A 24,552-nucleotide genomic window follows, 5' to 3' on the forward strand; every position below is an offset into this window, starting at 1 on the left:
GCGGGTGGGGGCTGAGGTGCTGGGGCAGGCTGAGCTGCGCACGCATGCGCGGGCCCGGGCGCGGCATCCGCGTAGGTAGTGTGGGAGCAATGCAGCACGAGTCAGCCGAGCACGCTCAGCCGCCAAACCACGTGAGTCTGACGCGACCGCAAGCAGATGTTGACACGAGCGTGGCGTCCGCATTGCGAGTAGCGCCGGATCGCCTCCGGTTCTTTCGCGGGTCGCTCGCCGGGCAGGTGGTCGCCCGACGCGGACTGCCGGGATGGTGCGCAGATGTGGTGCAGTGGGCGATCCTGATCGGATTGTCGGGTGCGGCGTGGCCGGCCGGTGGCGGCTCCGTCGTGTTCTTCGCGGTGTTCGGCGCGGTACTGGGTTTTGTGCTGTATCGCGCCCGGCCCGCGGCGAAGTGGGCGCGAGGGTTCGTGGTCGCGGGCGTGCCGACCGTGCTGGCGCTGCTGCTGTGCTGGAGCTTCGCGGGATATCCGATGTGGGCGGTGCCCCTCGTGATGCTGCCGGCCGCTGATATCGGAGCGCGGATCGCCGAGCTGCGGGAGCGATCCACCGGCATCAAGCGCTCGGCGCTCGCACGCGACTGGGCCGGCGTTGATGCGGTGGGCGATCGCGACGGCGTCTGGTTCGATGTGCGTCCGCTGAACGCGTCAGTAACGCGCGCCGAGCAGCGGGAGTTCCGCGCCGCTGCACCGCGCACCCAGGAGGTCGGGCTCGGAGCACGTCTCGCCTACGTCACCTTCGTGGTGGTCGTCATGCCGCTCGGAATCTTCGCGCTGCTCTACGGGATGGCGCAGGAGGTGCGCGAGCGTCACGACGACATGGTGGGCGAGCTGCTCGCGATGACGGCAATCTTGTCGTTGATGGTGCTCGCCTGGATCGTGCTGATCTGGTGGAGCGGGGCGACGCGTGCGCGCATGACCTCGATCGCCGATCATTTGCGATTCGCCCGGTTCGCCGCGGAGAACGGATTCGACTACGTTCCGGGCCCAGTCGACGGGCGCGGAATCGACCTGCTCACCCGGGTGCTGCGCGCACCGGAGCGGCAACGCGGCGTGGTGATCGCCAACAGCGAGGGGCCCCGCCGAGGTCACACATCCTCGGCCGAGGCACAGCGCGCAGCGGGAGTTCACACCACGCACTTCGGGGCCCTCTGCGAGATCGAACTCGCCACGGAGCTGCCGCACCTCTGGCTGCACTCCACCCATCACCGTGCGCCCGCGTTTGCGGCTGCGACTGCCCCCGCGCGCTCGCAGCGGCTCTCGCTCGAGGGCGATTTCGATCGCTCGTTCGAGCTCTACTGCCCGCAAGGATATGAGCGCGACGCGCTGTACCTGTTCACCCCTGACGTGATGGCCTGGTTGGTCGACGATGTGCGCGGTTTCGACGTCGAACTCATTGAGAACCGCCTGGTGCTCCGGTCGCGGGGAACGCTGGTGACGCGCGATCCCGCAGATTGGGCATACCTCGCTCGCGCGCTTCAGGCGCTGCAGGCGCGGATCGTGCAGTGGGAGCGGTGGCGCGACGATCGGGTGGACGTCGCCCAGGCGCGGCTGCAGGGTGCAGAAGACGCTGCAGACGAGAGCACCGGCGAGGCCGCGGTCAGCTCGGGCAGATCTCGGGGCCGCGGTGGGGTCGTCGGCGCGGGCGGGCGCAGGCTGCGGCTCGGGATCGGCGCCGGCGCGATCCTCATCGGGGTCTACGGTGCGGTATTCCTCCTGCTGACCTGGCTTGGGAACGTGGTGTAGTCGCGGGGTGCGGCAGTCCGCAGGCGCACGCGCCGCACTGTCCACCGATCGGTGGACCCCGGATTCACCCGGTCAGTTGTTCCGCGACTCGCCTGCGCGCGGCACGCTGGAAGCATGAACGAGAGAACCGGATCCGCCGCCGTCAGCGTGCGCGGCCTCACGAAGCACTACGGAGACCGCGTCGTGCTCGACGGCGTCGACCTCGACATTGCGCGCGGCGAGACGTACGCACTGCTCGGCCCGAACGGCGCGGGCAAGAGCACCACCATCGAGGTGCTCGAGGGGGTGCGCAAGGCAACCCAGGGCGACGTCCGGGTGCTCGGCGAACACCCGCTCGGAGCGCCGCGCAGTTGGCGGTCGCGGATCGGCATCGTCGCCCAGTCGACGGGCGATCTGGGGCCGTACACGCCGCGCGAGCTCATCACGCATTTCGCGGCACTGTACCCGAATCCGCGGGGCGTCGATGAGGTGCTCGATCTTGTGGGGCTCACCGAACACGCAAAAACGCGGGCGACGAAACTGTCGGGCGGTCAGCAACGGCGCCTCGATGTGGCACTCGGCATCGTCGGGCGGCCCGAACTCGTCTTCCTCGACGAGCCGACGACGGGCTTCGACCCCGAGGCGCGGCGCCAGTTCTGGGCGATGCTCGAGGGCCTGACGGTGGAGGGCGCCGCGGTGCTGCTCACCACGCACTACCTCGACGAGGCCGAGTATTTGGCGGATCGCGTGGGCGTGCTGGCGGGTGGGCGCATCGTGGCCGAGGCGAGTCCCGATCAGCTCGGCGGGGCAGATGCACGCACGCCGATTGTGACGTGGCGGGATGCCGCGGGGGTGCGCCACGAAGAGCGCACGTCGGTGCCGGGGGTGCTCGTCGAGCGGCTCGTGCGCGAAGCACGTGAGATCGGAGTCGAGACGGGCCCCGCAGAGCTTGAAGTGCGCCGGCCGGCGCTCGAAGACATCTATCTGGAACTGATCGGCGCGAACGGAGCGGAACGATGAGCACGAACGATGCAACGGCGCAGGGCGCTCACCACGCGGCTCATTCAGGCCGCGACACGGGCACCCCCTCGGCGGCCGGAGGCCGGGGCCCCGGGATCCTGCGCGCCGGCTTCGCCAATATCGGTTTCGAGCTGCGCGGCTACTTCCGCACTCCCGACGCCGTATTTTTCACCTTCCTGTTTCCGCTCGTCATGCTCGGCATCTTCGGGGTGGCGTTCCAATCGGCGGGCGACGTCGGCACCCTGCCCGATGGCACGGGCGGCGTGACGATGGCGGCGTACTACCTGCCGGGCATGGCCGCCGCGGGGCTGCTGCTCATCGGTGTGCAGAACCTCGCGACCGACATCGCGCGCGAGCGCAGCGACGGCTGGTTGCGCAGACTCGGGGGCACCCCGCTCTCACCCGTGAGCTACTTCATCGGCAAGATCGGCATGATCCTCGTCACCGCACTGGCGCAATTCGCGCTGCTCGCCGCGTTCGCGGTCGTCGCTTTCCAGGTCGAGCTGCCCACCGAGCCCGAACTGTGGCTGCGATTCGCCTGGCTGTTCGGGCTCGGGATCATCGCCATGGCCCTCCTCGGCGTCGCACTGTCGGCCCTGCCGCGCTCGTCGCGCAGCGCAACCGCGGTGATTCTGCCGATCGTGCTGCTGCTGCAGTTCATCTCGGGGGTGTACCTGCAGTTCTCGATGCTGCCCGATTGGTTGCAACAGGTAGCCGGTCTGTTCCCGCTGAAGTGGTTGGCGCAGGGCATGCGATCCGTGTTCTTGCCGGATCACTTCAAGCTGCAGGAACTCGGCGAATCGTGGGATTTGGGCCTCGTCGCACTGAATCTGGGTATCTGGCTGGTGGTCGGTCTCGTGCTGAGCCTCGTCACGTTCAGGTGGCAGCGGAGGTCGTGAGCGGATGCGTGAGCATTCGCGACCGGCGCTGGTGCCGCACACGGTGGCAGCCCACGGAGCGGAGCGAGGGGTGAGCGGAGGTCGTGAGCATTCGCGACCGGCGCTGGTGCCGCACACGGCGGCAGCACACGGAGCGGAGCGAGGGGTGAGCGGAGGTCGTGAGAGAGTGAGCGCATGACAGTTCCGGAGGCCCGCATGAGCGCAGAGGCGCATCCGCTGCGGTGGTGGGATGCGGGGATGGCCGCGACGCTCGCCGCGATGGCGGGCGCCGGAGTGCTGTCGCTGTCGCCTGCGTCGCAGCTCACGGCGACCGAAATCCTCCTGACGTTCGGTGCCCTGGTCGCGATCGCCGTCTGGTACACCGCGGTCGGCCGCTCTGCGCTGCGCCGGGCGATCCGCGATGCGCCGGCGAGCGCCGGCGACACCGTGTTTCTCGTCGGGCTCGTCGTGCTGATGGGCATTGCAACGGCAATCGTGCCGTCATACGCGACACTGCAGGCGATCGGCTACCCGATCATCTGGACCATCGCGCGGAGTTACCGTGCGGCGGTGCTGTGGTGCGCGGTGCTGGCAGTGCTGCTCGGGTTCGGCTTCGTGGGCTTCGGCCTCGCGGTCGATGCCGGGAGCAGCATCGGAGCAGCGGTCGCGGTGCAGGCGATCTCATTCGTCTTCGCGGTGGCAATGGGCACGTGGATCACGCGCATCTTCGCTGCGGGGGAGCGGCACCGCGAGGTGGCGGAGGCTTTGCGTCATTCGCAGCGTGAGGTCGCATCGCTCTCGGAGGCTGCGGGCGCGGCCGCGGAGCGCGAGCGGCTCTCGCGCGACCTGCACGATACCCTCACGCAGACGCTCACCGGGCTGGTCATGCTCAGCGAACAGGCGGACCGGGCGCTCGCCGCCGGCGACGCAGCCGCGGCCAGGGATCGGCTTGACCGCGTCCGCTCGGCGGCGCGGGATTCACTGCAGGAGGCGCGTGCGTTGGTCGCAACAACGCAGCCGCTGGGCGACGGGGGGCTGGAGGCGGCTCTTGAACGCACCGCAGCGCGGTTGCGCGCCGACACCGATCTGCAGGTGCAGTGCGAGTACTCGATGCCGCGCGGCGTCGCTCTCGACCGTGAGCAACAGGTGATGCTGCTGCGCGCCGCACAGGAGGGGCTCGCGAATGCCCGCAAACATGCCCGGGCGGCCTCGGTGCAGGTCACCCTGGTGTGCATTGGTACGGACGCGGTGCTGCGAGTCGACGACGACGGTGTCGGTCCGGCTGCCGAGAGCACGGAGGGCGCGGACATCGGCGGCTATGGTCTGACGGGGCTTTCCGATCGCTTCCGCGGCGCGGGAGGATCCGTGCGCTTCGGAGCGGGTCCGAGACGCGGGGCTCGTCTCGAGGCGCGGCTGCCGATCGCTGGCGCCGGCGTTGGCGCCGGCGTTGGCGTTGACGCGGAGTCGAGCACCACGCTCGCACCGGCATCGGAAACGCGTGAATCACGGGAGGCGCAGCAATGGTGAGAATACTGGTCGTCGACGATCACCCCATTGTGCGGTCGGGGATCTCAGGGCTGCTCGCTACGGAGCCAGATTTCGTCGTCGTGGGCGAAGCCTCGTCGGGTGAAGAGGCACTCGCGCTGGTCGCTGCAGCTGCGCCCGACGTCGTGCTGATGGACCTGCGAATGCCAGGTATGGGAGGGGTGGAGGCGACGCGTCGTCTGGTGCGTCTCGCTGATGCACCGCCGCGGGTGCTGGTATTCACGACGTACGAGGAAGACGATCAGATTCTGGCCGCGATCGAGGCCGGCGCGAACGGCTACCTGGTGAAGGCGGCACCCGCCGAGGAGCTCGCCGCCGGGGTGCGCGCGGTTGCCGCGGGGCAGACCGTTTTGGCGCCGTCGATCGCCGCACAACTCGTGCTGCGCGCGTCGGGTGGGGTGCCGGGCGACGCGGGTGCCTCGATTCGGTTGACTCCGCGCGAAACCGAGATTCTGCGCCTCGTCGCTGGGGGGCTCAGCAACCCGTCGATCGCAGGCCGATTGTTCATCGGCGAGTCCACGGTCAAGACCCATCTGCTGCGGATATACGAGAAGCTCGGCGTTTCGGATCGGACGCGAGCGGTCACTCGGGCGATGGAGCTCCGCTTGATCTGAAGCGTCGTGCGAACGGATGCGAGCGCCCGGTTGTCCCCACATTCTCCCCGGTCGCGCACGCCGCACTGTGGATAATTGCACGAGTGTAATTCACCGGGAGCCATGCCATGAGAAGCGCGTCATCATGCGGATCTCGGGCATGATCACCGGCGCTTCTCCACCAAGTTATCCACAGTTATCCACACCCCTGTGGAGAATTACGCCACTGTCGTTCACAGGCGGGTTCGCTTGGGGTCACCGCATGCGGCGTGAGGGATGCGGGGACGCGTGCTGACCGAGCTTCAGCGATCGCGCCAGTACCCGCAGAAGTCGATGGCCTGCTTGGCGACGCCGCGCTCGCCGACGAGGAAGCGGCGCCCGCCAGTGGCGAGCTGCTGCTCTCCGGCGACGAACGCCGACACCGTGCCCTCGGTTGCCTCGGCAGGCAGCGCCCGCAGTGCGTCGAGCGCCGCTGCGCCGGGCCGCGCGCCGTGCTCGCGCACGAGCCACTGCACCGAGACGCGGCTGGGGGACTCGATGGGCTGGCGATCCTCATCGCTCGGCACCTCGATGATGGCGTGCCCGACTGCGTCTCGCGGCAGATCGCGCAGAATGCCGAGCACCGCTGGAAGAGCGCTCTCGTCGCCGACGAGCACGACGCGGTCGGCGTTCTCAACGGTGCGGTACCCGCAGCCCTGGTCGATGAGGGCGACGCGCGCGCCGACGGGCAGTGACGCGGCCCAGGGTGCGGCGACGCCTGCGTGCGAGGGGTCATCGGATTCGTGCACGACGAAGTCGATGTCCATCTCGCGCGCATCGGCGCGGAACTCGCGCACCGTATAGTTGCGGATCTCGGGACGCGTGGCCTTCGGGAGGGTGAGGAACTTCAGGTACCCCCGCATGTCGAACTTGTCGGCCATGCGATCGAAGCGCGTGGCGTCGCCGGCGACGGGGATCGCGAGGCGGAACCACTGATCGAAGCCGAGGTCGCGCCACCGGGCCAGCTCATCACCGGCGACCGTCAGCCGCACGAAGTTCGGCGAAATGCGATCAGCCCGCACGACCTCGGCTGTGACGAGTCCGGTGTCGGCGTGGGCGACGGCGATGTTGCTGGCGGGCATGCGGGTCCTTCGTCGTGCGGGAAGCGTTGGCGCCCGGGCGCGCTGCACACGCGCCGAGGCACCCCCACGCTAGTTCATCAGATGAATACTTCGCAAGGGTGCTTGACAATCTGATGCGCGGTGCTTAGGTTCATTAGTGAAGTAACTAACCAAGGAGGTTGCGATGTCGGGCCCGACGTCGCAACAGCCCCGATCGAAACGAGGTGAGGAGTGTTCGACGACAATCGACCGATCTTCCTCCAGCTCGCCGACCGCCTCGCCGACGACATCTTGCGGGGCACCTACGACGAAGACGAACAGGTTCCCTCGACGAACGAACTGGCCGCGCACATGCGCATCAACCCCGCCACGGCGGGCAAGGCGCTTGGCCGTCTCGTCGACGAGGAGATTCTGTACAAACGACGCGGCATCGGCATGTTCGTGTCGCCGGGCGCTCGCGCCCGTATCGCCGCTGAACGGCAGGAGGGGCTCGCCGAACGCTTCGTGCGCCCACTGCTCACCGAAGCCGCAGCACTCGGCCTCGGCCCCACCGACGTGATCCGACTGATCGAACAGGAAACGGAACAATGAACCAGATCGCCATCGACACCCGCGGCCTGACGCGCAGGTACCGCGGCGGCACCGCGCTCGACGACGTCACGGTGCAGATTCACGCCAACACCATCACCGGGCTGCTCGGCCGCAACGGCGCGGGCAAGACCACGCTCATGTCGCTGATCACCGCGCAGGATCGCCCGAGCTCGGGCAGCGTCTCCGTCGGCGGGCACGACCCGTTCGAACGCGCCGAGACGATCGAGCAGATGTGCTTCGTGCGCGACAATCAGCGCTATCCCGACGATTACACGCTCAAGCAGGGCATTCGCGCGGCGCGCTTTTCGTACCCCAATTGGGAGCAGGCCACGGCCGACCGCCTGATCGAGGCATTCCGCATCCCCGAGAAACCGGTGATCAAGAAGTTCTCGCGCGGTCAGCTCTCGGCGCTCGGCATCGTGCTCGGTCTGGCTTCACGCTCACCGATTACGTTCTTCGACGAGCCGTACCTCGGGCTCGACGCGACCGCCCGCGCGATCTTCTATGACGAGCTGCTGCACGACTACGCGGAGCATCCGCGCACCATCGTGCTGTCGACGCACCTGATCGACGAAATGGACCGACTGCTCGAGCGGGTCATCGTGATCGACCAGGGCCGCGTCGTGCGGCACGACGACGTCGATGAAATGCGGGGGAGTGCCTTCCAGGTCGCTGGCAAGTCGAGCGAGGTCGACGCCTTCCTCGTCGGGCGTCCGGTGCTGTCGCGGCGACGCATCGGCGGTCTCGCGACCGCGGTCGTCGATGAGAGCCTCACAGCTGACCATCGCGCCGCCGCGGGCGGCCTCGAACTCAGCTCCGTCTCACTGCAAGATCTTGTCGCCGCGTACGGCCTCGGTGACACCGCGACGGACGCCCCGGCCGAACTGCACACAGAACGGAGCGCAGCATGATCCGCATCGTGAAAGTCACGAGGCTCCACACCAACAAGCTCGGGAGCTTCATCGGAGTCCCCGTCGTGATTCTCGCGCTCGTGATGGTCGTCTCGGTCATCATCGCGCTCGCCATTCAGCGCGCGGGCGGTGCGACCAACACCGCCGACTACATCGAGGGTGCGCGCTGGAACAGCGGAATCGTCTGGTCGCTGCCCGGCTTCCTCATCTACTACGGCGTTCAGGCCGTAGCGACCACCTACCCGTTTGCACTGGCGCTCGGTACGACGCGGCGCAACTTCATTCTCGGCACGGCGCTCGCGAATCTGCTGCAGTCGCTCTACATCGCGGTGCTGCTCGTGGTGCTACTCGGTATCGAACTCGCCACGGGGCACTGGTTCGCGTCGGTGTACGTGCTCGACACCTACGCGGTGGGTGCCGGAAACCCGTGGGTGCTCGGCGCAACCGCGTTCTTGGGCGTGTGGTTCTGCCTGACGATCGGCGGCTTCTTCGGAGCGATCTGGGTGCGCTTCGGCGCGAAGGGGCCCGCGATTGTCGGGGCGAGTCTCGGCCTCGTACTGGCGGTGCTGCTGTTGCTGCTCGCGCCCCAACTGCCCGAGCTGATCGCCGGCATCACTCGCGGCGGGCTCGCCGTCGGAGCGATCGCCGTGATCGTCGCGGCGCTCGCCGTCACCTGGTTCGCCATGCGGCGAGCTGCCGTGCGCTGAGCGAACGGCAGCCTCATCTCGGGTGAGATCGAGCAGGGTCAGTGCGCGTCAGCCTGACCCTCCTCGATCCACTCCTTCTCCTTCTGCACCCACTCGTTGTCTTCGGGGAACTCGTCGGCGCCGGGAATGCGGCGCACCTCGAGCTGATTGCCCGGGTCGAGCGGAGCGCGCGCGGCCCACTCGGCCGCGTCGTCGATGGTGGGCACATCGATCATCCAGTACCCATTGAAGCGGGACTCAGTGGTGCCGTACCCGCCCTCGATGATGGTGGGCGGGGTGGTGGAGAAATCGACGACCCGGCCCTCTTCGGCCGGCGCCAGCCCGCCGCCGCCGGCCATGACGCCCGCCTCGATCATGGCCTCGTTGAAGCGGCCGACCCGTTCGATCATCTCGGTGAAGGGCACCTCGGCCGCTGCGGCCAGGGCTTCGTCGGTCGCGCGCATGATGAGCATGAATTGCATGGGGTCTCCGTTCGGCAGGGGCCTCGCCCGTGGTCGGTGGTTCTGACTCTGACACGGACCACCGACACTGGCAAGACTCCGGTCGACTGAATCGCGCGGGTCACGCACGTACGACACCGTACAGTGGAGGGGTGGCGACCATCTCGGACAAGCACAGCCGCCTGCTGCGGCTGCTCGCCGACCGCGACGACTGGGCCGGGGCGCTCGAACTCGCCGATGCGCTCGGCGTCAGTACTCGCACCGTGCGCAACTATGTCTCGACGCTGAAACACGATCACGGGGACGCACTGATTGCATCGTCGGATCGCGGCTACCGCATCGACGCAGCTGCGTTCGCGGCGCTGTCGCTGCCCCGAGAAGACGGCGCCCGGCGCCCCGTGCGCACGCTGCAATTCGCGCAAGCGCTGCTCGATCCGGCGGATGACCAGGCGCCGACCGTCTCGGACCTGGCCGAGCGGTTCCACGTCAGCGATCCGACCGTCGAACTCGAACTGCCGTCGTTGCGCTCACTCCTGGCCGAGCACGGTCTCTCTCTCGCGCGCGTCAGCGGGCGACTCGTGGTGCGCGGCGACGAGCCAGAGCGTCGTCGCCTCATCGCTCGAATGCACCGCGACGCGCACGCCTCCGGGTACCTGAACCTCGCGCAGATCGCTGCCGAGTTCGGTGTGCCCGGCCTCCCCGCTCTGAACCGCGAGTTGAGTGCAGCCCTTGACGCCAACGGCTTCCAAGTGAACGAGTTGACGCTGCCCGACGTGCTGCTCGAGTTCGTGGTCGCTGCGGTACGCGTGCGTGCCGGGCGCGTGCTCGATCGACCGGTGCGAGAGCATCTGGCCCCGCACGAGCAGCTGCTGCGCGAAATCCTGCAGACCTTGCTGGAGCGTCACATCGCGCCCGCGATCCCCGAGGCCGAGCTCGTGCAGGCCACGGTGATGCTGAGCTCGCGGGCCGCGACCCCGACGGTCGCGCGCCACCTGGGCGCCTCGGGCCCGTCGCCCGAGGTCGAGCACGTCGTTCGCGACGTGGTCGCCACGGCCGCGCGCAATTATTCGGTGCCGCTCGACGGCGAGGAGTTCTTGCAGCGCCTGACCGCGCACGTGTCGAACGTGCTCGCCCGATCCCGCGATCGCGCTGTGCAGCACAACCCGGTGACAGCCTCGATCAAATCGGGGTACCCCGTGGTCTACGACGTTGCCGTCTACATCGCGAGCGGGCTGCAGCAGGCCTTCGACGTGTCGCTCGACGACGACGAAATCGCCTACATCGCGCTGCACGTCGGCGCGCACATGATGCGCGATGCCGGCGACGAGTGGCCAGTGAGTTGCACGCTCGTGTGCCCGAACTACTACGGCATGCACCAGCTGCTGCGCGACCGTATCGAGGCCGCGTTCGGCGCGGAAATCGAGATCGCGGCCGTCGTCTCGAGCGCCGAGGCGTCGTGGGAGCAGCTCAGCACCGAGCTGATCGTGACCACGGTGCCCCCGTCGGCCTACAAGGATTCGGTGCTGCTCATCGAGCCGTTCTTCTCAGACACCGACGTGCAGCGACTGCGACGCATGATCCGCGGCGTGAAGCGCCGCCGTCGGCGCGAGAGCACCCGACTGCACCTGTTGCAGCACCTCAGCCCCGACATGTTCTTCCGCAACCCGCCGGGTGTCGCGGATGCGACCGACGCGATCACGGCGCTCGGGGCGTCGATGGCGGCCGCGGGCGTCGTGGACGAGCACTTCGTGCCGGGTGTGCTCGAGCGCGAGCGCATGTCGTCGACAGTATTTGCCGACGCCGTCGCGGTGCCGCACACGATGACAATGGAGGCGCGGCGCACCGCGATCGCCGTGCTGCTTTCAGATGCCCCGATCGCGTGGAACGGCGCCGAGGTGCACCTGGTGTGTCAGATCGCCTTCGCCCGCGCCGATCGCGGCCTCTTCCAGAGCCTGTTCGAGCAGCTCGTCGGCGTGTTCTCCCAGCCGGGCCGCGTGACGCACCTGCGGCGCACGGTCACCGACTTCGAGAGTCTCGTCGAGCAACTGGCGCTGCTCATCGACGAGCCGGAACCTTAGCGGCTCCGGCTCGCCGATGCGGGCGAGCGCTACGCGGCGGCGGATCCTGCCACGACCGCGACGAGCTCCGCGAACAGGGGCTCTCCGTCGGCGATGCCGGTCGTGCGCTCCACGAACTCCGCGGGTGCCAGTTCGCTGCGCAGGCGCTGCAACTCGACGCTCTCGGGGTCGTCCGCGACATCGAACGCGAGAAGCGCACCGACCGCGGTGAGGAGGCCCGTCGGCTGCACGCCGAGCGCTGCGAGTCGGCTCGCCGGCTCGATGAAGCGCTCGTGGCGCGAGAGCTTGCGCAGCGGCTGCCGGCCGACGCGCTGCACGGTGTCGGTGAGGTGCGGGTTTTCGAAGCGCACGAGGATGCGCTGCAGGTAGGCCTCCTGCTCGTCGGGGTCGAAACCGTACTCGCGAACGAGCAACTCTTTCGTCTCGCGCAGTGCGGCGAGCACTCGCTCGCGCACTTCGGCGGCGACGATCGCCTCGGAGATCTCGGAGTACCCAGCACGACGCCCCACGTACGCGGTCGTCGCGTGGCCCGTGTTCACGGTGAACAGCTTGCGCTCGATGTACGGCTCGAGGCGCTCGACCCAGGTGACGCCGGGGATCTCGGGTCGGTCGTCGCCGAACGGGCCTGACTCGATCGCCCACTCGAAGTAGGTTTCGACGGTGACGTCGAGACCCGCGCCCGGATCTTGCACGGGCACGATGCGGTCGACCGCCGTGTTCGCGAAGACGGCCCGCGAGGCGAGCGCGTCCCACTCATCGGCGGGCACGAGCGCCCGCATCTGCTCGACCAGCAGGTCGGTCGCGCCGATCGCGTTCTCGCACGCGAGCACGGCGAGACGGGGAGCGTCGGCGGGCCGCTCGCGCAGCCCGGCGACGATGTGCGGCGCGATGAATCGCAGAATGTTCGGACCCACTGCGGTGGTGACGACCTCGGCAGCGGCGATCTCGCGCGCCACGGCGTCGGCGTCGGCGCTGCTGTCGATCGCCCGGAATCCCGATACTTCGTGGGTCTGCGACTCGACGCCGACCTCGTGCACGCGGTAACTGTCGGCGGCGGCCAACGCCCCGATCAGCTCTGCGTTGACGTCGGCGAAGACGAGCTCGTACCCGGCGCGCCCGAGCAGAAATCCGACGAAGCCGCGACCGATGTTGCCGGCGCCGAAGTGGACGGCGGTCACGCCGCGTTCACCTCGCTCAGCGCAGCGGTGAGCGATTCGGCGTCGGGCAGAGCGAGCAGGCGCTCGACCGCATCGGCATCCGAGAACAGCACCGCGATCTTCGACAGGATCTCGAGGTGCTCATCACCCTGGCCGGCAATACCGACCGCGAATCGCACCTCGTTGCCGTCCCAGTCGATCGGCTCCGCGTACCGCACGAACGAGAGCGCCGAGCGACGAATCTCGCCCTTCGCCTCGTTCGTGCCGTGCGGGATCGCCAGGAAATTCCCCATGTAGGTCGACACGGAGGCCTCCCGCTCGAGCATCGCGTCGATGTACGCCGGCGAGACGGCGCCCGCCGACTCGAGCAGTGCGCCGGCTTCGCGGATCGCGGAGTCGCGGTCGCGCGCGTTTCCGGCGGCGACGACGCTCTGCGGGCTCAGAATCTCAGACATGGGGTGGTTCCTTTCGTAGCGGGTGCGGGCGCTCAGGCCTGGTCGGTGGAGGATCGCCCGACCAGGTTGATCACGTCGTCATAGCGGGGGCTCGCCATGAAGTTCTCGACCGACACGTGCAGCGCCTCCGGGATGCGGGTGCGCGCGCGCTCGGTGAGGTCGCGGTGAGTGACGACGAGCTGCGCGTCGCCGGGGTTCAGGCTCGCGATGGCGCGGTTGGTGACTTCGACGCCGGTGATCCCGGCCGACTTCAGCTTGTTGCGGAGCACCGTGGCACCCATAGCGCTCGATCCCATGCCCGCATCGCAGGCGAAGATGATCTTCGAGATCGGGGCGCTCGGGGCGTCTGCGCCCGCGACGTCGGTCTCAGCCACGGCGACCGCCGTCGGCGCGGCCTCGGTTGCCGGCGCCGCAGCGGCCGAGCCCGCCAGGCCGCCGAGCACGGAGCTCTCTTTGCCCTTGTTGGCCTGGGTCTGCGCGATCGCGTCGCTCAGATCGCCAGCGCCCTCCGCCGCCAGGTCGCGCTTGCGCGAGGCGCGCAGGATCACCACGGCGATCAGGAACGACACGAGCGTGGAGAGCACGACCGAGAGGATCACGCCGACGTAGCTGTCGCTCGCCGTCTGGGCGAGCACGGCGATGATCGAGCCGGGCGCCGCGGGAGCGCGCAGGCCGCTGCCGAACAGCGCGTTCGTCGCGACACCCGTCGCACCGCCGGCGATCGCGGCGATGATCATCATCGGCTTCATGAGCACGTAGGGGAAGTAGATCTCGTGGATGCCGCCGAAGAAGTGGATGATTGCGGCACCCGGAGCCGAGGCGCGGGCCATGCCGACGCCGAAGATCGAGAAGGCGAGCAGGATGCCGAGACCCGGGCCGGGGTTCGCCTCGACGAGGAAGAGGATCGACTTGCCGGTCTCGAGGGCCTGCTGCGTGCCGATCGGCGTGAAGACGCCGTGATTGATGGCGTTGTTGAGGAACAGCACCTTGGCGGGCTCGACGATGATGGAGAGCAGCGGCAGCAGGCCGAAACCGTAGAGCCAATCGACGGCGTACTCCAGCCACTTCGACACCGCCGAGAACGCCGGGCCAAAGGCGAAGAAGCCGACGATGGCGAGCAGCATGCCGAGGATGCCGGCGGAGAAGTTGTTCACCAGCATCTCGAAGCCGGCCTTGATCTTGCCGTCCCAGATCTTGTCGACCTGCTTCATGAGCCACGCTGCGAGGGGGCCCATGATCATGGCGCCGAGGAACATCGGAATATCGGAGCCCACGATCACGCCGACGGTCGCGATGGTGGCGACCACGCCGCCGCGAGTCTCGTACACCATGCGGCCCGCGGTGTTCGCGATGAGGAGCGGCAGCAGGTAGGTGATCATCGGCCCGACGAGGCCGGTGTGCTCGGTGCCGTCGGCGCTGGGGAAGCCGCCGAGTTCGGGCACGGGGAGGAAGCCGTCTTTGATGAAGAGGGCGGTGATGAAGCCCCAGGCGATGAATGCCGCGATGTTGGGCATGATCATGCCGGAGAGGAAGGTGCCGAACCGCTGCACTGCGATTCGTGTCCCTCCGCGGGCGGGGGTGGTCTGGGTGGTCATGCGTTGGTTCCTTCGTGATGGGGGTGGGTGATGGCGGCGCGAACCGCGGCCTGCGCCTCGGCAGCGCCGGACGCCTGGAGAGCGAGGGCCGCGAGGGCCTGCGCCTGGGACGGGGTGTGCCGCGCCAGTTCGGCGCGCACGTCTGCGAGCGCGGCCGGGGACATGGACAGCGAGGTGGCGCCGAGGCCGACGAGCACCACGGCGAGGAGTGGATCGGCGGCGGCTTCGCCGCAGACGCCCACGGGCTTGCCGTGCTCGCGCCCCGCAGCGCCGACACGGGCGACGAGCTGCAGCACGGCGGGGTGCCACGGATCTTGGAGCTGCGCCACCGAACCGAGCACGCGGTCGGCGGCGAGCGTGTACTGCGTCAGATCGTTGGTGCCGATCGATGCGAAGTCGGTGGCCGCGAGCACGTGGTCGGCGAGCAGCGCGGCCGACGGAACCTCGACCATGACGCCGGCCGTGCGCAGGCCGAGTTCGTGGGCGAGCGCGGTGACGTACTCGGTCTCCTCGACCGTCGCGACCATGGGTGCCATCACCCACAGGTCGGCGTCGGTTTCGGCATCGGCCGCAGCGAGTGCCGTGAGCTGGTCTCGCAGGATCGATTCGTGGGCGCGCAGTGCGCGCAGCCCGCGAACGCCGAGCGCCGGGTTCTCTTCATGCGCATCGTTCAAGAATGCGAGCGGCTTGTCGGCGCCGGCGTCGAGCAGGCGCACGACGACCTTCTGGCCGGGGAACCCGGCGAGCACGGCGCGGTACTGCTCCTGCTGCTCGGCGACGGTCGGCGCGCGGTCGGCGTCCAAGAAGAGGAATTCCGTGCGGAACAGGCCGACGCCCTCGGCGCCGAGCTCGACGGCGCGGGCGACCCCCGACGGGTTGCCGAGGTTCGCGAGCAGCGGCACGAGGGTGCCGTCGGCGAGAGCGCCCGGGGTGATGGGTGCCGATGCGGCCTCGTCGAGCGCGCTGATGCGATCCTGCGCCGCTGCGACCTCTGCTTCCGTCGGATCGACGACCACGGTGCCCGCCGCCGCGTCGACGATCAGGGTCTGTCCGTCGGTGATGCCCTCGGCGCCGCTGACCCCGACGAGCGCCGGGAGCGACTGTTCGCGGGCGAGAATCGCGGTGTGCGAAGTGGGCCCGCCCTCACTGGTCACGAGGCCGAGCACCTGCGTCAGGTCGAGCAAGGCGGTGTCGGCCGGCGCGAGGTCGGTCGCCACGAGCACGAACGGGTAGCCCGGGTCGGGCACGCCGGGTGCAGGGAGACCCTGGAGACGGGCGCGCACCCGCTGCGAGATGTCGTCGAGGTCGGTCGCGCGCTCGGCGAGGTAGCCGCCGAGACCGAGCAGCATGTCGCGGTAGGCGGCGAACGCGGTGAACACGGCGGACTCGGCGGTGGCGCCGCCATCGATCAGCTGTTGCACCTCGGTGCGCAGTGCGGGGTCGTTCGCCATCTGCGACTGCGCGAGGAGCACGCCCTGTGCGGCACCGCTGACGCGCTCAGCGCGGTCGGCGAGCTCGACGGATACCCCGGCGAGTGCATCGGTCGCGCGGCCGAGCTCGGCCTCTGCTCCGAGCGTGCTCGGCGTGCTCGCCGGAGCGGGCAGCGGGTCGGGCATCCGGACGGCCGGGCCGGTGATGGTGCGGCGTCCGATGCCGGTGCCGGTCAGCTGCATGGGGGTCCTCCTCGGAGACGGATGGGTGGGGCCGCTGCGCGCGGCCCGGTGCGGGATCGGCTTCAGGCCTCGTCGTGGTCGGTCTCGAGGAGGGCGATGAGCGTGTCGAGCGCCGCCTCCTCGTCGCCACCCGTGGCCGTGAGCACGACCTCGTCGCCGTGGTTGATGCCCTGCGAGAGCACGCCGAGAATGCTGGCCGCGTCGACGGGGGAGCCGCCGGCCTTCTGGATGGTGATTGCGGATCCGGTCGCGGCGACGGCCTGCGTGAAGAGTGCCGCGGGGCGAGCGTGGAGGCCGTGGGCGGATCGGACGGTGGTGCTGCGTTCAGCCATGATCGGTGCTTTCTCGAGGGGAGCGGGGGTCGGTGAGGTGAAGTTCTGAGGCGATGCGCTGGTGCGGCAGTGCACCTGTCGCATCGCCGTACTCGGCGTCGGTCATCACGATGACGCGCGCATCGGGATGGGAGGTGCGCAGGGCTGCGGCTTGGGGCGCGAGGTGCGGGCCCAGATAGACGAGCGCTGGTGCGGCGCTTGATGAGAGCTGATCGGGCAGCAGATCGAGCGGGATCGCCGTGACAGAGACGGCCGGATCGTGCTCGGCAAGTCGGCCGCGCAGACGGAGGGCGATGAACTGGCTGGACGCGCCAGCGCCGCACACGAGTAGTACGCGCGCCTTCTCCTGCATGATTCCGCCTCCTTTGCCAGGGTCGACCTCGATTGTGCTGCCAGTATCGCGATGGCCGCCAATAAGGTCTTTTCCGCGCGGGCGGAAAATCTTCCGGAAACGACGGAAGCCCCGTTCCGGCGCTGGCCGGAACGGGGCTTCGAGGTGGTGCGTGGTCGGAGCGTTTACGCGCGGGCGGTCTCCCGCTGGATGGGCTCCGACTGCTCTGCGCCGCGCTCGTCAGCGTCGTCGTTGCTGAAGGCAACTCCCTGGCGCGGAGCGTTGTAGAGATCGAGATCGAGGATGCCCTCGCGCTTCGCAACGATCGTCGGCACCAGTGCCTGGCCCGCGACGTTTACCGCGGTGCGACCCATGTCGATGATCGGGTCGACGGCGAGCAGCAGGCCCACGCCCTCGAGCGGCAGGCCGAGCGTCGACAGCGTGAGCGTGAGCATGACCGTGGCGCCGGTCGTGCCGGCGGTGGCCGCGGAGCCCACGACCGAGACGACCACGATGAGCAGGTACTGCACGATGGTCAGGTCGATGCCGAAGAACTGCGCGATGAAGATCGCGGCGACCGCGGGGTAGATCGCGGCGCAACCGTCCATCTTGGTGGTGGCGCCGAGCGGCACGGCGAACGACGCATACCCGCGGGGCACGCCGAAGTTGCGCTCGGTCACGCGCTGGGTCAGCGGCAGGGTGCCGATCGAGGATCGGCTCACGAATCCGAGCTGCACCGCGGGCCAGACTCCCGAGAAGTACTGCTTGACCGAGAGGCCATGCGCCTTCACCAGGATCGGGTAGACGACGAAGAGCACGAGCGCGAGGCCGATGTAGAGCACGGCGACGAACCAGGTGAGCGACCCCATCTTGTCCCAGCCGTACTCGGCGACGGCGTTGCCGATGAGGCCGATCGTGCCGATGGGGGCGATGCGAATGATCCACCAGAGCACTTTCTGGATGATGGCGAGCGCCGACTCGGTGAGCGCGATGAACGGCTCCGCCTTCTCGCCGATCTTGAGCGCGGCGATGCCGACCGCGACCGAGATCACGATGATCTGCAGCACGTTGAAGCTCGCGCTGCCGCTGAACGAGCCGTCGGTGACGCTGCCCGATACCCCGAGGCCGAGGAAGTTCGACGGGACGAGGCCGATCAGGAAGTTCCACCAGGTGCCGACGGAGTGCGGCGCCTCGGGGGTCAGTGCCGTCTGCGAGGCCGAGGCGCCCGGGCGGAAAGTCACGCCGAGCACGATGCCGATGGTCACCGCGATGAGGGCAGTGATCGCGAACCACAGCAGCGTCTGACCGGCGAGACGCGCGGCGTTCGTCACCTTGCGCAGGCCGACGATGCTCGACACGATCGCGGTGAAGACGAGCGGAATGACCGCCGCGCGCAGCAGTGAGACGTAGCTGCTGCCGATCGTCGACAGCGTGGCGTGCAGGCCGTTGGGGTTGCCCTCGGCATCGGGGCCGAGCGACATCGCGATGCCGCCGAGCACGAGGCCGACGATGAGGGCTGCGAGAATCTGCCAACCGAAGTTGGTCATCCAACGCGGAAGGCGGCGTGCCTGTTGAGGGGCGGCCTGTGTGGTGGACACGGTGAAGAATCCTTTCGACTGCGTGCGCGGGGAACCGCCGGCCCGTGGGCCGGTGAGCGCGCTCTCGCCAGTGGTGGCGGTGCTGCGGTGTTCTCCCGATGAACCCCAACAGCCTAGCAAATCATTCAAGATTTTTATAGTTGACATCACCTTTGCTGATTCAATGCGTGTCGGGATCGTAATCGCCCGGCGTCGGGTGCAGCGCGACGAGCAATTCGATTACTCTGGTCGCATGGCTGATTCTTCGTTTGACGTGGTGAGCAAGATCGACTCGATGGAGGTCGAGAATGCGGTGAACCAGGCCCGCAAGGAAGTCGAGCAGCGCTACGACTTCAAGGGCGTGGGTGCGGACGTGACCCTCACCGGCGAGAAGATCCAGATCAAGGCGAACACCGAAGAGCGCGCGAACGCGGTGCTCGACGTGCTCCACTCGAAGTTCATCAAGCGGGGTCTTTCGCTCAAGTCGCTCGACACCGGCGAGCCCTACGCCAGCGGCAAGGAGTACCGCATCGATTCCCAGCTCAAGGAGGGCATCGATCAGGCCACCGCGAAGAAGCTCAACAAGCTGATTCGTGACGAGGGGCCGAAGGGAGTGAAGTCGCAGATTCAGGGCGATGAGCTGCGCGTGTCGTCGAAGAGCCGTGACGATTTGCAGGCGACGATGGCGCTGCTCAAGGGTGCCGATATCGACACCGCACTGCAGTTCGTCAATTACCGCTAGCCCCTCCCCGGGCTTCGCCCGCGCGCGTTACTGTGAGCGCATGCGAACCTCTACTGTCTGCGTTGCGCTGGCGCTGTGCGGCGTGATCCTGCTGGCGGGCTGTGCGGCTGAACCGACATCAGATCCGGGAGCGACCTCCGCGCCGCCGACGTCGGAATTGCCGTCGGCCACTCCGACCGCAACCCCGGAACCCACGCCGGAGCCCACGCAGACGCCGGAGCCCACACCTGATCCGTGGGTGCGTTCGGGTGACGCACGTGGCCCGGTGAGTTTCGAACTGCCACCCGGGTGGTCGCTCGTGCACCTGCCCTCGGCATACGACGACCTGGGCTTCTTCCAAGCACAGATCGTCGATGCGGCGGGGGTCGGTCAGCTTTACTTCTCCAACAACGTCGCAGGATTGGGCGGTGCGTGCACCGGCGAGATGGCCACCCTGCACGTGGAGGAACTCGATTCGGCGCCAGTCGAGATCGCCGGGTTCGCCCCGGTCGCGGCCGATCCGGCCGGTACACCGACGACTCCCGTGCGTTTCGTCTATCGGGTCTCGAACCTCGGCGATGGTGCCGTCGCCAGTCTGTCGCTCGCGAACTCCATTCCGCGTGATGCCTGCATGTACTACAACTTGCTGCTCGGGGGAGCGGTAGGCAGCGAATCCACGTCGGTGGTGGCCGCCGACTTCATGCAGGTCGACAGCACTTCGAGCGGTCGCATCTTCGCGACGCGCGCCGAAGCTGAGGCATTCATGCAGTCCGAGGAGCACGCGACCCTCAAGCGTATTCTGATGTCGATACAGATGCAGGCCTGAGGCCGAGGCGACACGACCGCGGCATCGCTACACTGACTGCATGATCGGCACCAATCTCCTCGGCCCCGAACCCACGCTGCTCGCCGCTGACACCGCGGTCGACGTCGCGCTCGCCGCCGGCCAGCCCGTCGAAACGGTCGTGCGGGCGCATCCCGAGTCGCCCCTGGCGTGGGCGCTGCTCGCAGACGCTGCTGAGGCCGACGGGCGCGAGATCGAATCGTACGCGTTCGCGAGGGTCGGATACCATCGCGGCCTCGATGCGCTGCGCAAGTCGGGGTGGCGCGGTGCCGGCCCCGTGCCGTGGTCGCACGAGCCGAACCGCGGGGTGCTGCGCGCCCTCTACGCCCTGCGCCGAGCAGCCGGGCGCATCGGCGAGCAGAGCGAGGTCGAACGCCTCACCGAGTTCTTGAACGGAGCTGACGCCGCAGCGATCGACCGCATCGAAGCCGGAGACTGACGATCGCCTGAGGCGCGCTGATCCGGCACCCCGACCGCGCGCGCCGCACCGCCCGCGGTCGCCGAAACCTCGCACCGCGACGCCCCTTCGGTAGACTGGCTCGGTAATTGCCGATGTCTAGGAAGGGGCTGAAATGCCCGCAGTGCTCATCACCGGTGCCCAGTGGGGCGACGAGGGCAAGGGTCGGGCGACCGACCTCCTCGGCAGCCGCGTCGACTACGTCGTCAAGTTCAATGGCGGCAACAACGCCGGCCACACGGTCGTGGTCGGTGACGAGAAGTACGCGCTCCACCTGCTCCCGTCGGGCATCCTCACACCGGGTGTCACCCCCGTCATCTCGAACGGCGTCGTCATCGACCTCGAGGTGCTGCGCGGCGAGCTCGAGGCGCTCGGTGGTCGCGGTGTCGACGTCTCTCGCCTCAAGGTGAGCGCCAACGCGCACGTCATCACCGCGTACCACCGCACGCTCGACAAAGTCACGGAGCGATTCCTCGGTAAGCGCCAGATCGGCACGACCGGGCGCGGGATCGGCCCGGCGTACGCCGACAAGATCAACCGCGTCGGCATCCGCATCCAAGACATCTTCGACGAGGGCATTCTGCGTCAGAAGGTCGAAGCCGCACTCGAGTTCAAGAACCAGGTGCTCGTCAAGATCTACAACCGCCGTGCTATCTCGGCTGACGAAGTCGTCGAAGATCTGCTGAGCTACCGCGAGATGCTCGAGCCGATGGTCTGCGATACGGGTCTCCTGCTGCACGAGGCGATGCAAGACGAGAAGACGGTACTCTTCGAGGCCGGTCAGGCGACGATGCTCGACATCGATCACGGCACGTACCCATTTGTCACCTCGTCGAACGCGACCGCAGGTGGCGCGAGCACGGGTTCCGGATTGCCCCCGCACGCGCTCGACCGCGTGATCTCGGTGGTCAAGGCCTACACGACGCGCGTCGGTGCCGGCCCGTTCCCGACCGAACTCTTCGACGAGTCGGGCGACTACCTGCGCAAGCAGGGCTTCGAGTTCGGCACGACGACGGGTCGCCCGCGGCGGTGCGGCTGGTACGACGCTCCGATCTCGCGCTACGCAGCACGCATCAACGGGGTGACCGACTTCGTGCTCACGAAGCTCGATGTGCTCTCAGGTCTCAAGACCATCCCCGTGTGCGTCGCCTACGACGTGAACGGCGTGCGACACGATGAGATGCCGGTGAACCAGAGCGACTTCCATCACGCGAAGCCGATCTACGAGGAGTTCCCGGGCTGGAACGAAGACATTTCGGGTGCGCGCCGCTTCGAAGATCTGCCGCAGAACGCGCAAGACTACATCGTCGCGCTCGAGCGCATCAGCGGTGCGCGCATCTCGGCTGTCGGTGTCGGCCCCGAGCGTGAGCAGGTCGTGGTGCTTCACGACCTGCTCGATTGAGCAGCGGCACGATGAGCGCGCACTCTCCGCAAGAGCGGCTGGATCGCCTGCGGTCGAGCATCGACAACATCGACGCGGCACTCGTGCACATGCTGGCCGAGCGCTTCCGGTGCACCCAAGAGGTCGGGCAGCTGAAGGCTGAGCACGAGATGCCCGCCGCCGACCCGGGGCGCGAGGCTCGGCAGATCGAGCGGTTGCGATCGCTCGCGGCCGACGCCCACCTCGACCCCGAGTTCGCCGAGAAGTGGTTCAACTTCGTCGTCGCCGAGGTGATTCAGCACCACACGCAGATCGCGGACGAGCGCAATTCGGCCTAATCGCCGAAATGCCCGCTTGCACACCATTCGAACATATGTTCGAATGGTGTCGTGAGGTGGAGTGGACAATCGGTTGCGGCGTCGTCCGATGACGGGGCACTGCCCGGCATGGAGGTGGGGCAGCTTGCTGCGCTGCCCGGGCACCTGCGCACCGTGTGCGCGCCCGAGTTCGCAGGTGCGGTGTTTCACGAGGTGCTCGCGAAGAGCGCACTGAATCGGGTGCCGGGCGCATCGTCGATGCCGTTCTCCTGGACGGTGAACCCGTATCGGGGGTGCTCGCACGCGTGCGTGTACTGCTTTGCGCGCGGATCGCACCGGTATCTCGACTTCGACACCGGTCGCGACTTCGACGCGCAGATCGTGGTGAAAATGAACGTTGCCGAGGTGCTCGGGCGCGAGCTGATGCGCCCGAGCTGGCAGCGCGAGTGCGTGGCGCTCGGCACGAACACCGACCCGTATCAGCGCGCCGAGGGGCGGTATCGACTGATGCCCGGCATTATCGCGGCGCTCGCGCGCAGCGGCACACCCATGTCGATTCTGACGAAGGGCACGCTGCTGCGCCGTGATCTCCCGGTGCTGGCCGAGGCGAGCGAACGCGTGCCCGTCGAGCTGGCGATGTCGATTGCGGTCGGCGACGATGCGTTGCAGCGATCGATCGAGCCGGGCACCCCATCGACGCGGGCGCGACTCGACACCATCGCCGCGGCGCGCGATGCTGGTCTCGCGCCCGATGTCTTTCTGATGCCGGTGCTCCCCGGCCTCACCGACCGAGTCGAACAGTTACGTCCGTTGCTGCGAGACATTCGCGATGCGGGTGCGCGATCGGTCGTCTACGGGGCGCTGCACCTGAGATCGCACGTGAAGCCGTGGTTCATGAGCTGGGTCGAACGCGAGCACCCCGAGCTGCTGCCGCTCTATCGCTCGCTCTACCCGGGCACGTCGAGCCGAGCGCCGCAGGCCTATCGCATGGAGCTCGCCGGCCGCATTCGACCGCTCATGCGCCAGTACGGGCTCGACCGCAGCGGGTCGTCGCGATCCGTCGCGATGCCCGGCCCCCGAGACGCCGTGGCGACGCCCGGCGCGCCGGCTCCGACGCTGTTCTGACGCGGTCCGCGAGCACGCGCCCAGCGATGTCAGGCCGCCGTGCGCGACTCCATGCTGTGGGCTGCGCGGGCCTGAGCGATCGCGGCGAGCACTCGAGCGCGCAACGCATTGCCCCGCTCAGCGAACGCGCGTTGCAATCGCGTGTACTCGCGCTTGCCTTCGGCCGTCTCGATGGCGACTGGGGCGAGGGGAAGCCCGTCGGTGCCGACGTAGGCGCTCACGTCGTAGGGTGAGGCGCGCATGTCGACCTCGCGAATATCGCGCGCGAGCTCGAACGCGTCGAGCAGCACGTTGCCCGGCACGATGGGCCCCAGCTTGCCGGCCCACTTGTAGAGGTCCATGCCCGCGTGCAGGCAGCCCGACTGCTCGGTGTCGACCTGGTTCTCGCGCGTCGGCTGCATCGTGTTGAGCGGTCGCGCATCGTTCGTGAAGAAGCGGTGCGCGTCGAAGTGCGAGCAGCCGATCGTGTGCGTCTCGACGACGGCGTCGGTGGCCGCGTGGCCGATGCGCAGCGGCAGGCGCGTGTGCCGCAGTTGCTCGGGCGTCATGCGGTAGACCATTGCCCACTCGTGCAGCCCGAAGCACCCGAAGCGCGGCGTGCGTTCGCGCGTTGCGGCGAGCAATTGTTCGACGTAATCGACCGTGCCGCCGCGTTTCGCGAAGAAGGTGGTGAGATCTACGGATGCGACATCGCCCTCGACGCGGTAGTGGCGCCAGGTCGCGCGATCCGGAGCCTCGGCGAGTAACACGCCGGCCCCCGGGTGCCATCGACGCAGTTCCCCGGGTTTGACCGAGTAGTAGGTCCAGAGAAAATCTTCGACCGGATGCGATTCCTGCCGCAGTCGACGGGCGCGATGCGCGTCCGTGAGCGCGTCGGAACGGGCCTCATGCGCCGCCGCGCGCTCACACCAGTTGCCGACCGGGAGTGGAACGGGGCAAGACACCCAGTGAGTGTAACGCGCGAGACGTCGGCCTGGCGACGTTCACC

Annotated in this window: 25 protein-coding genes; 15 read left to right on the plus strand and 10 right to left on the minus strand. The window is 68.3% G+C overall.

The window, feature by feature from the left end:
- Positions 1-89 precede the first annotated feature (89 nt).
- From ACZF5Y_RS01445 to ACZF5Y_RS01465, 5 genes are all read left to right on the plus strand, one after another.
- The gene (locus ACZF5Y_RS01445; protein WP_497534049.1) at positions 90-1,757 is read left to right on the plus strand and encodes a hypothetical protein; all 1,668 of its coding nucleotides are present in this window, start codon (positions 90-92) and stop codon (positions 1,755-1,757) included.
- Positions 1,758-1,871: 114 nt separating this feature from the next.
- Complete coding sequence (locus tag ACZF5Y_RS01450) at positions 1,872-2,756, plus strand: ABC transporter ATP-binding protein (protein WP_497534050.1); 885 nt, start codon at positions 1,872-1,874, stop codon at positions 2,754-2,756.
- Positions 2,753-3,655, plus strand: coding sequence for an ABC transporter permease (locus ACZF5Y_RS01455; RefSeq protein ID WP_497534051.1), 903 nt, complete (start codon positions 2,753-2,755; stop codon positions 3,653-3,655). Before ACZF5Y_RS01450 ends, ACZF5Y_RS01455 begins: the two co-directional genes overlap by 4 nt.
- Positions 3,656-3,829: 174 nt before the next feature.
- A complete protein-coding gene (locus ACZF5Y_RS01460; RefSeq protein ID WP_497534052.1) occupies positions 3,830-5,161 on the plus strand; it encodes a sensor histidine kinase in 1,332 nt (443 codons plus the stop codon).
- Positions 5,155-5,793: a response regulator gene (locus ACZF5Y_RS01465; RefSeq protein ID WP_497534054.1), complete on the plus strand. Its 639-nt coding sequence runs from the start codon at positions 5,155-5,157 to the stop codon at positions 5,791-5,793. The genes ACZF5Y_RS01460 and ACZF5Y_RS01465 overlap by 7 nt, the downstream gene beginning before the upstream one ends.
- 281 nt (positions 5,794-6,074) lie before the next feature.
- Here ACZF5Y_RS01465 and ACZF5Y_RS01470 read toward each other — a convergent pair whose 3' ends face one another.
- Positions 6,075-6,893 carry a siderophore-interacting protein gene (locus ACZF5Y_RS01470; RefSeq protein ID WP_497534055.1) on the minus strand — a complete coding sequence of 273 codons (819 nt, stop codon included), beginning with the start codon at positions 6,891-6,893 and terminating at the stop codon, positions 6,075-6,077.
- 210 nt (positions 6,894-7,103) lie between these two features.
- On the opposite strand from ACZF5Y_RS01470, the gene ACZF5Y_RS01475 reads away from it, so the two are divergent.
- The 3 genes from ACZF5Y_RS01475 to ACZF5Y_RS01485 are packed head-to-tail and all read left to right on the plus strand — an operon-like array spanning position 7,104 to position 9,081.
- On the plus strand, positions 7,104-7,463 hold the full coding sequence (locus tag ACZF5Y_RS01475) for a GntR family transcriptional regulator (protein ID WP_053351239.1): 360 nt from the start codon (positions 7,104-7,106) through the stop codon (positions 7,461-7,463).
- A complete protein-coding gene (locus ACZF5Y_RS01480; protein WP_497534057.1) occupies positions 7,460-8,374 on the plus strand; it encodes an ABC transporter ATP-binding protein in 915 nt (304 codons plus the stop codon). The genes ACZF5Y_RS01475 and ACZF5Y_RS01480 overlap by 4 nt, the downstream gene beginning before the upstream one ends.
- Positions 8,371-9,081, plus strand: a complete 711-nt coding sequence (locus ACZF5Y_RS01485; protein ID WP_497534058.1) for a hypothetical protein — start codon at positions 8,371-8,373, stop codon at positions 9,079-9,081. The genes ACZF5Y_RS01480 and ACZF5Y_RS01485 overlap by 4 nt, the downstream gene beginning before the upstream one ends.
- A gap of 38 nt (positions 9,082-9,119) precedes the next feature.
- On the opposite strand, the gene ACZF5Y_RS01490 is transcribed toward ACZF5Y_RS01485, so the two are convergent.
- The gene (locus ACZF5Y_RS01490) at positions 9,120-9,542 is read right to left on the minus strand and encodes a YciI family protein (protein WP_497534059.1); all 423 of its coding nucleotides are present in this window, start codon (positions 9,540-9,542) and stop codon (positions 9,120-9,122) included.
- 131 nt (positions 9,543-9,673) lie between these two features.
- Between ACZF5Y_RS01490 and ACZF5Y_RS01495 the strand changes: the two genes are divergently transcribed.
- The gene (locus ACZF5Y_RS01495) at positions 9,674-11,599 is read left to right on the plus strand and encodes a BglG family transcription antiterminator (protein WP_497534061.1); all 1,926 of its coding nucleotides are present in this window, start codon (positions 9,674-9,676) and stop codon (positions 11,597-11,599) included.
- 29 nt (positions 11,600-11,628) lie between these two features.
- Here the strand turns inward: ACZF5Y_RS01495 and ACZF5Y_RS01500 are convergent, their stop codons facing one another.
- From ACZF5Y_RS01500 to ACZF5Y_RS01530, 7 genes are all read right to left on the minus strand, one after another.
- Entirely contained in the window at positions 11,629-12,777 is a 1,149-nt protein-coding gene (locus ACZF5Y_RS01500; protein ID WP_497534062.1) for a mannitol-1-phosphate 5-dehydrogenase, read from the minus strand.
- Complete coding sequence (locus ACZF5Y_RS01505) at positions 12,774-13,211, minus strand: PTS mannitol transporter subunit IIA (protein WP_497534064.1); 438 nt, start codon at positions 13,209-13,211, stop codon at positions 12,774-12,776. Before ACZF5Y_RS01505 ends, ACZF5Y_RS01500 begins: the two co-directional genes overlap by 4 nt.
- A 32-nt stretch (positions 13,212-13,243) precedes the next feature.
- Complete coding sequence (locus ACZF5Y_RS01510; RefSeq protein ID WP_497534066.1) at positions 13,244-14,806, minus strand: PTS mannitol transporter subunit IIBC; 1,563 nt, start codon at positions 14,804-14,806, stop codon at positions 13,244-13,246.
- A complete protein-coding gene (ptsP, locus tag ACZF5Y_RS01515; RefSeq protein WP_497534067.1) occupies positions 14,803-16,479 on the minus strand; it encodes a phosphoenolpyruvate--protein phosphotransferase in 1,677 nt (558 codons plus the stop codon). The genes ACZF5Y_RS01510 and ptsP overlap by 4 nt, the downstream gene beginning before the upstream one ends.
- A gap of 62 nt (positions 16,480-16,541) precedes the next feature.
- Positions 16,542-16,811, minus strand: a complete 270-nt coding sequence (locus tag ACZF5Y_RS01520) for an HPr family phosphocarrier protein (protein ID WP_497534068.1) — start codon at positions 16,809-16,811, stop codon at positions 16,542-16,544.
- Entirely contained in the window at positions 16,804-17,163 is a 360-nt protein-coding gene (locus tag ACZF5Y_RS01525; protein ID WP_497534069.1) for a hypothetical protein, read from the minus strand. Before ACZF5Y_RS01525 ends, ACZF5Y_RS01520 begins: the two co-directional genes overlap by 8 nt.
- Before the next feature lie 164 nt (positions 17,164-17,327).
- Positions 17,328-18,689, minus strand: a complete 1,362-nt coding sequence (locus ACZF5Y_RS01530; RefSeq protein ID WP_497535282.1) for a dicarboxylate/amino acid:cation symporter — start codon at positions 18,687-18,689, stop codon at positions 17,328-17,330.
- A 283-nt stretch (positions 18,690-18,972) separates the two neighbouring features.
- Between ACZF5Y_RS01530 and ACZF5Y_RS01535 the strand changes: the two genes are divergently transcribed.
- From ACZF5Y_RS01535 to ACZF5Y_RS01560, 6 genes are all read left to right on the plus strand, one after another.
- Positions 18,973-19,461, plus strand: coding sequence for a YajQ family cyclic di-GMP-binding protein (locus tag ACZF5Y_RS01535; RefSeq protein ID WP_497535283.1), 489 nt, complete (start codon positions 18,973-18,975; stop codon positions 19,459-19,461).
- A 40-nt stretch (positions 19,462-19,501) separates the two neighbouring features.
- Complete coding sequence (locus tag ACZF5Y_RS01540; RefSeq protein WP_497534070.1) at positions 19,502-20,266, plus strand: hypothetical protein; 765 nt, start codon at positions 19,502-19,504, stop codon at positions 20,264-20,266.
- A 40-nt stretch (positions 20,267-20,306) separates the two neighbouring features.
- Positions 20,307-20,723: a DUF3151 domain-containing protein gene (locus ACZF5Y_RS01545; protein WP_497534071.1), complete on the plus strand. Its 417-nt coding sequence runs from the start codon at positions 20,307-20,309 to the stop codon at positions 20,721-20,723.
- Between the two features lie 133 nt (positions 20,724-20,856).
- On the plus strand, positions 20,857-22,143 hold the full coding sequence (locus tag ACZF5Y_RS01550; RefSeq protein WP_497534073.1) for an adenylosuccinate synthase: 1,287 nt from the start codon (positions 20,857-20,859) through the stop codon (positions 22,141-22,143).
- Between the two features lie 11 nt (positions 22,144-22,154).
- A complete protein-coding gene (locus tag ACZF5Y_RS01555) occupies positions 22,155-22,460 on the plus strand; it encodes a chorismate mutase (protein ID WP_053351254.1) in 306 nt (101 codons plus the stop codon).
- A gap of 51 nt (positions 22,461-22,511) precedes the next feature.
- On the plus strand, positions 22,512-23,564 hold the full coding sequence (locus ACZF5Y_RS01560) for an Rv2578c family radical SAM protein (RefSeq protein ID WP_497534074.1): 1,053 nt from the start codon (positions 22,512-22,514) through the stop codon (positions 23,562-23,564).
- A gap of 29 nt (positions 23,565-23,593) precedes the next feature.
- On the opposite strand, the gene ACZF5Y_RS01565 is transcribed toward ACZF5Y_RS01560, so the two are convergent.
- Positions 23,594-24,508 carry a 3-methyladenine DNA glycosylase gene (locus tag ACZF5Y_RS01565; protein WP_497534076.1) on the minus strand — a complete coding sequence of 305 codons (915 nt, stop codon included), beginning with the start codon at positions 24,506-24,508 and terminating at the stop codon, positions 23,594-23,596.
- Between the last annotated feature and the right edge of the window lie 44 nt (positions 24,509-24,552).

Source organism: Leucobacter sp. WKLB1 (genome assembly GCF_059696215.1).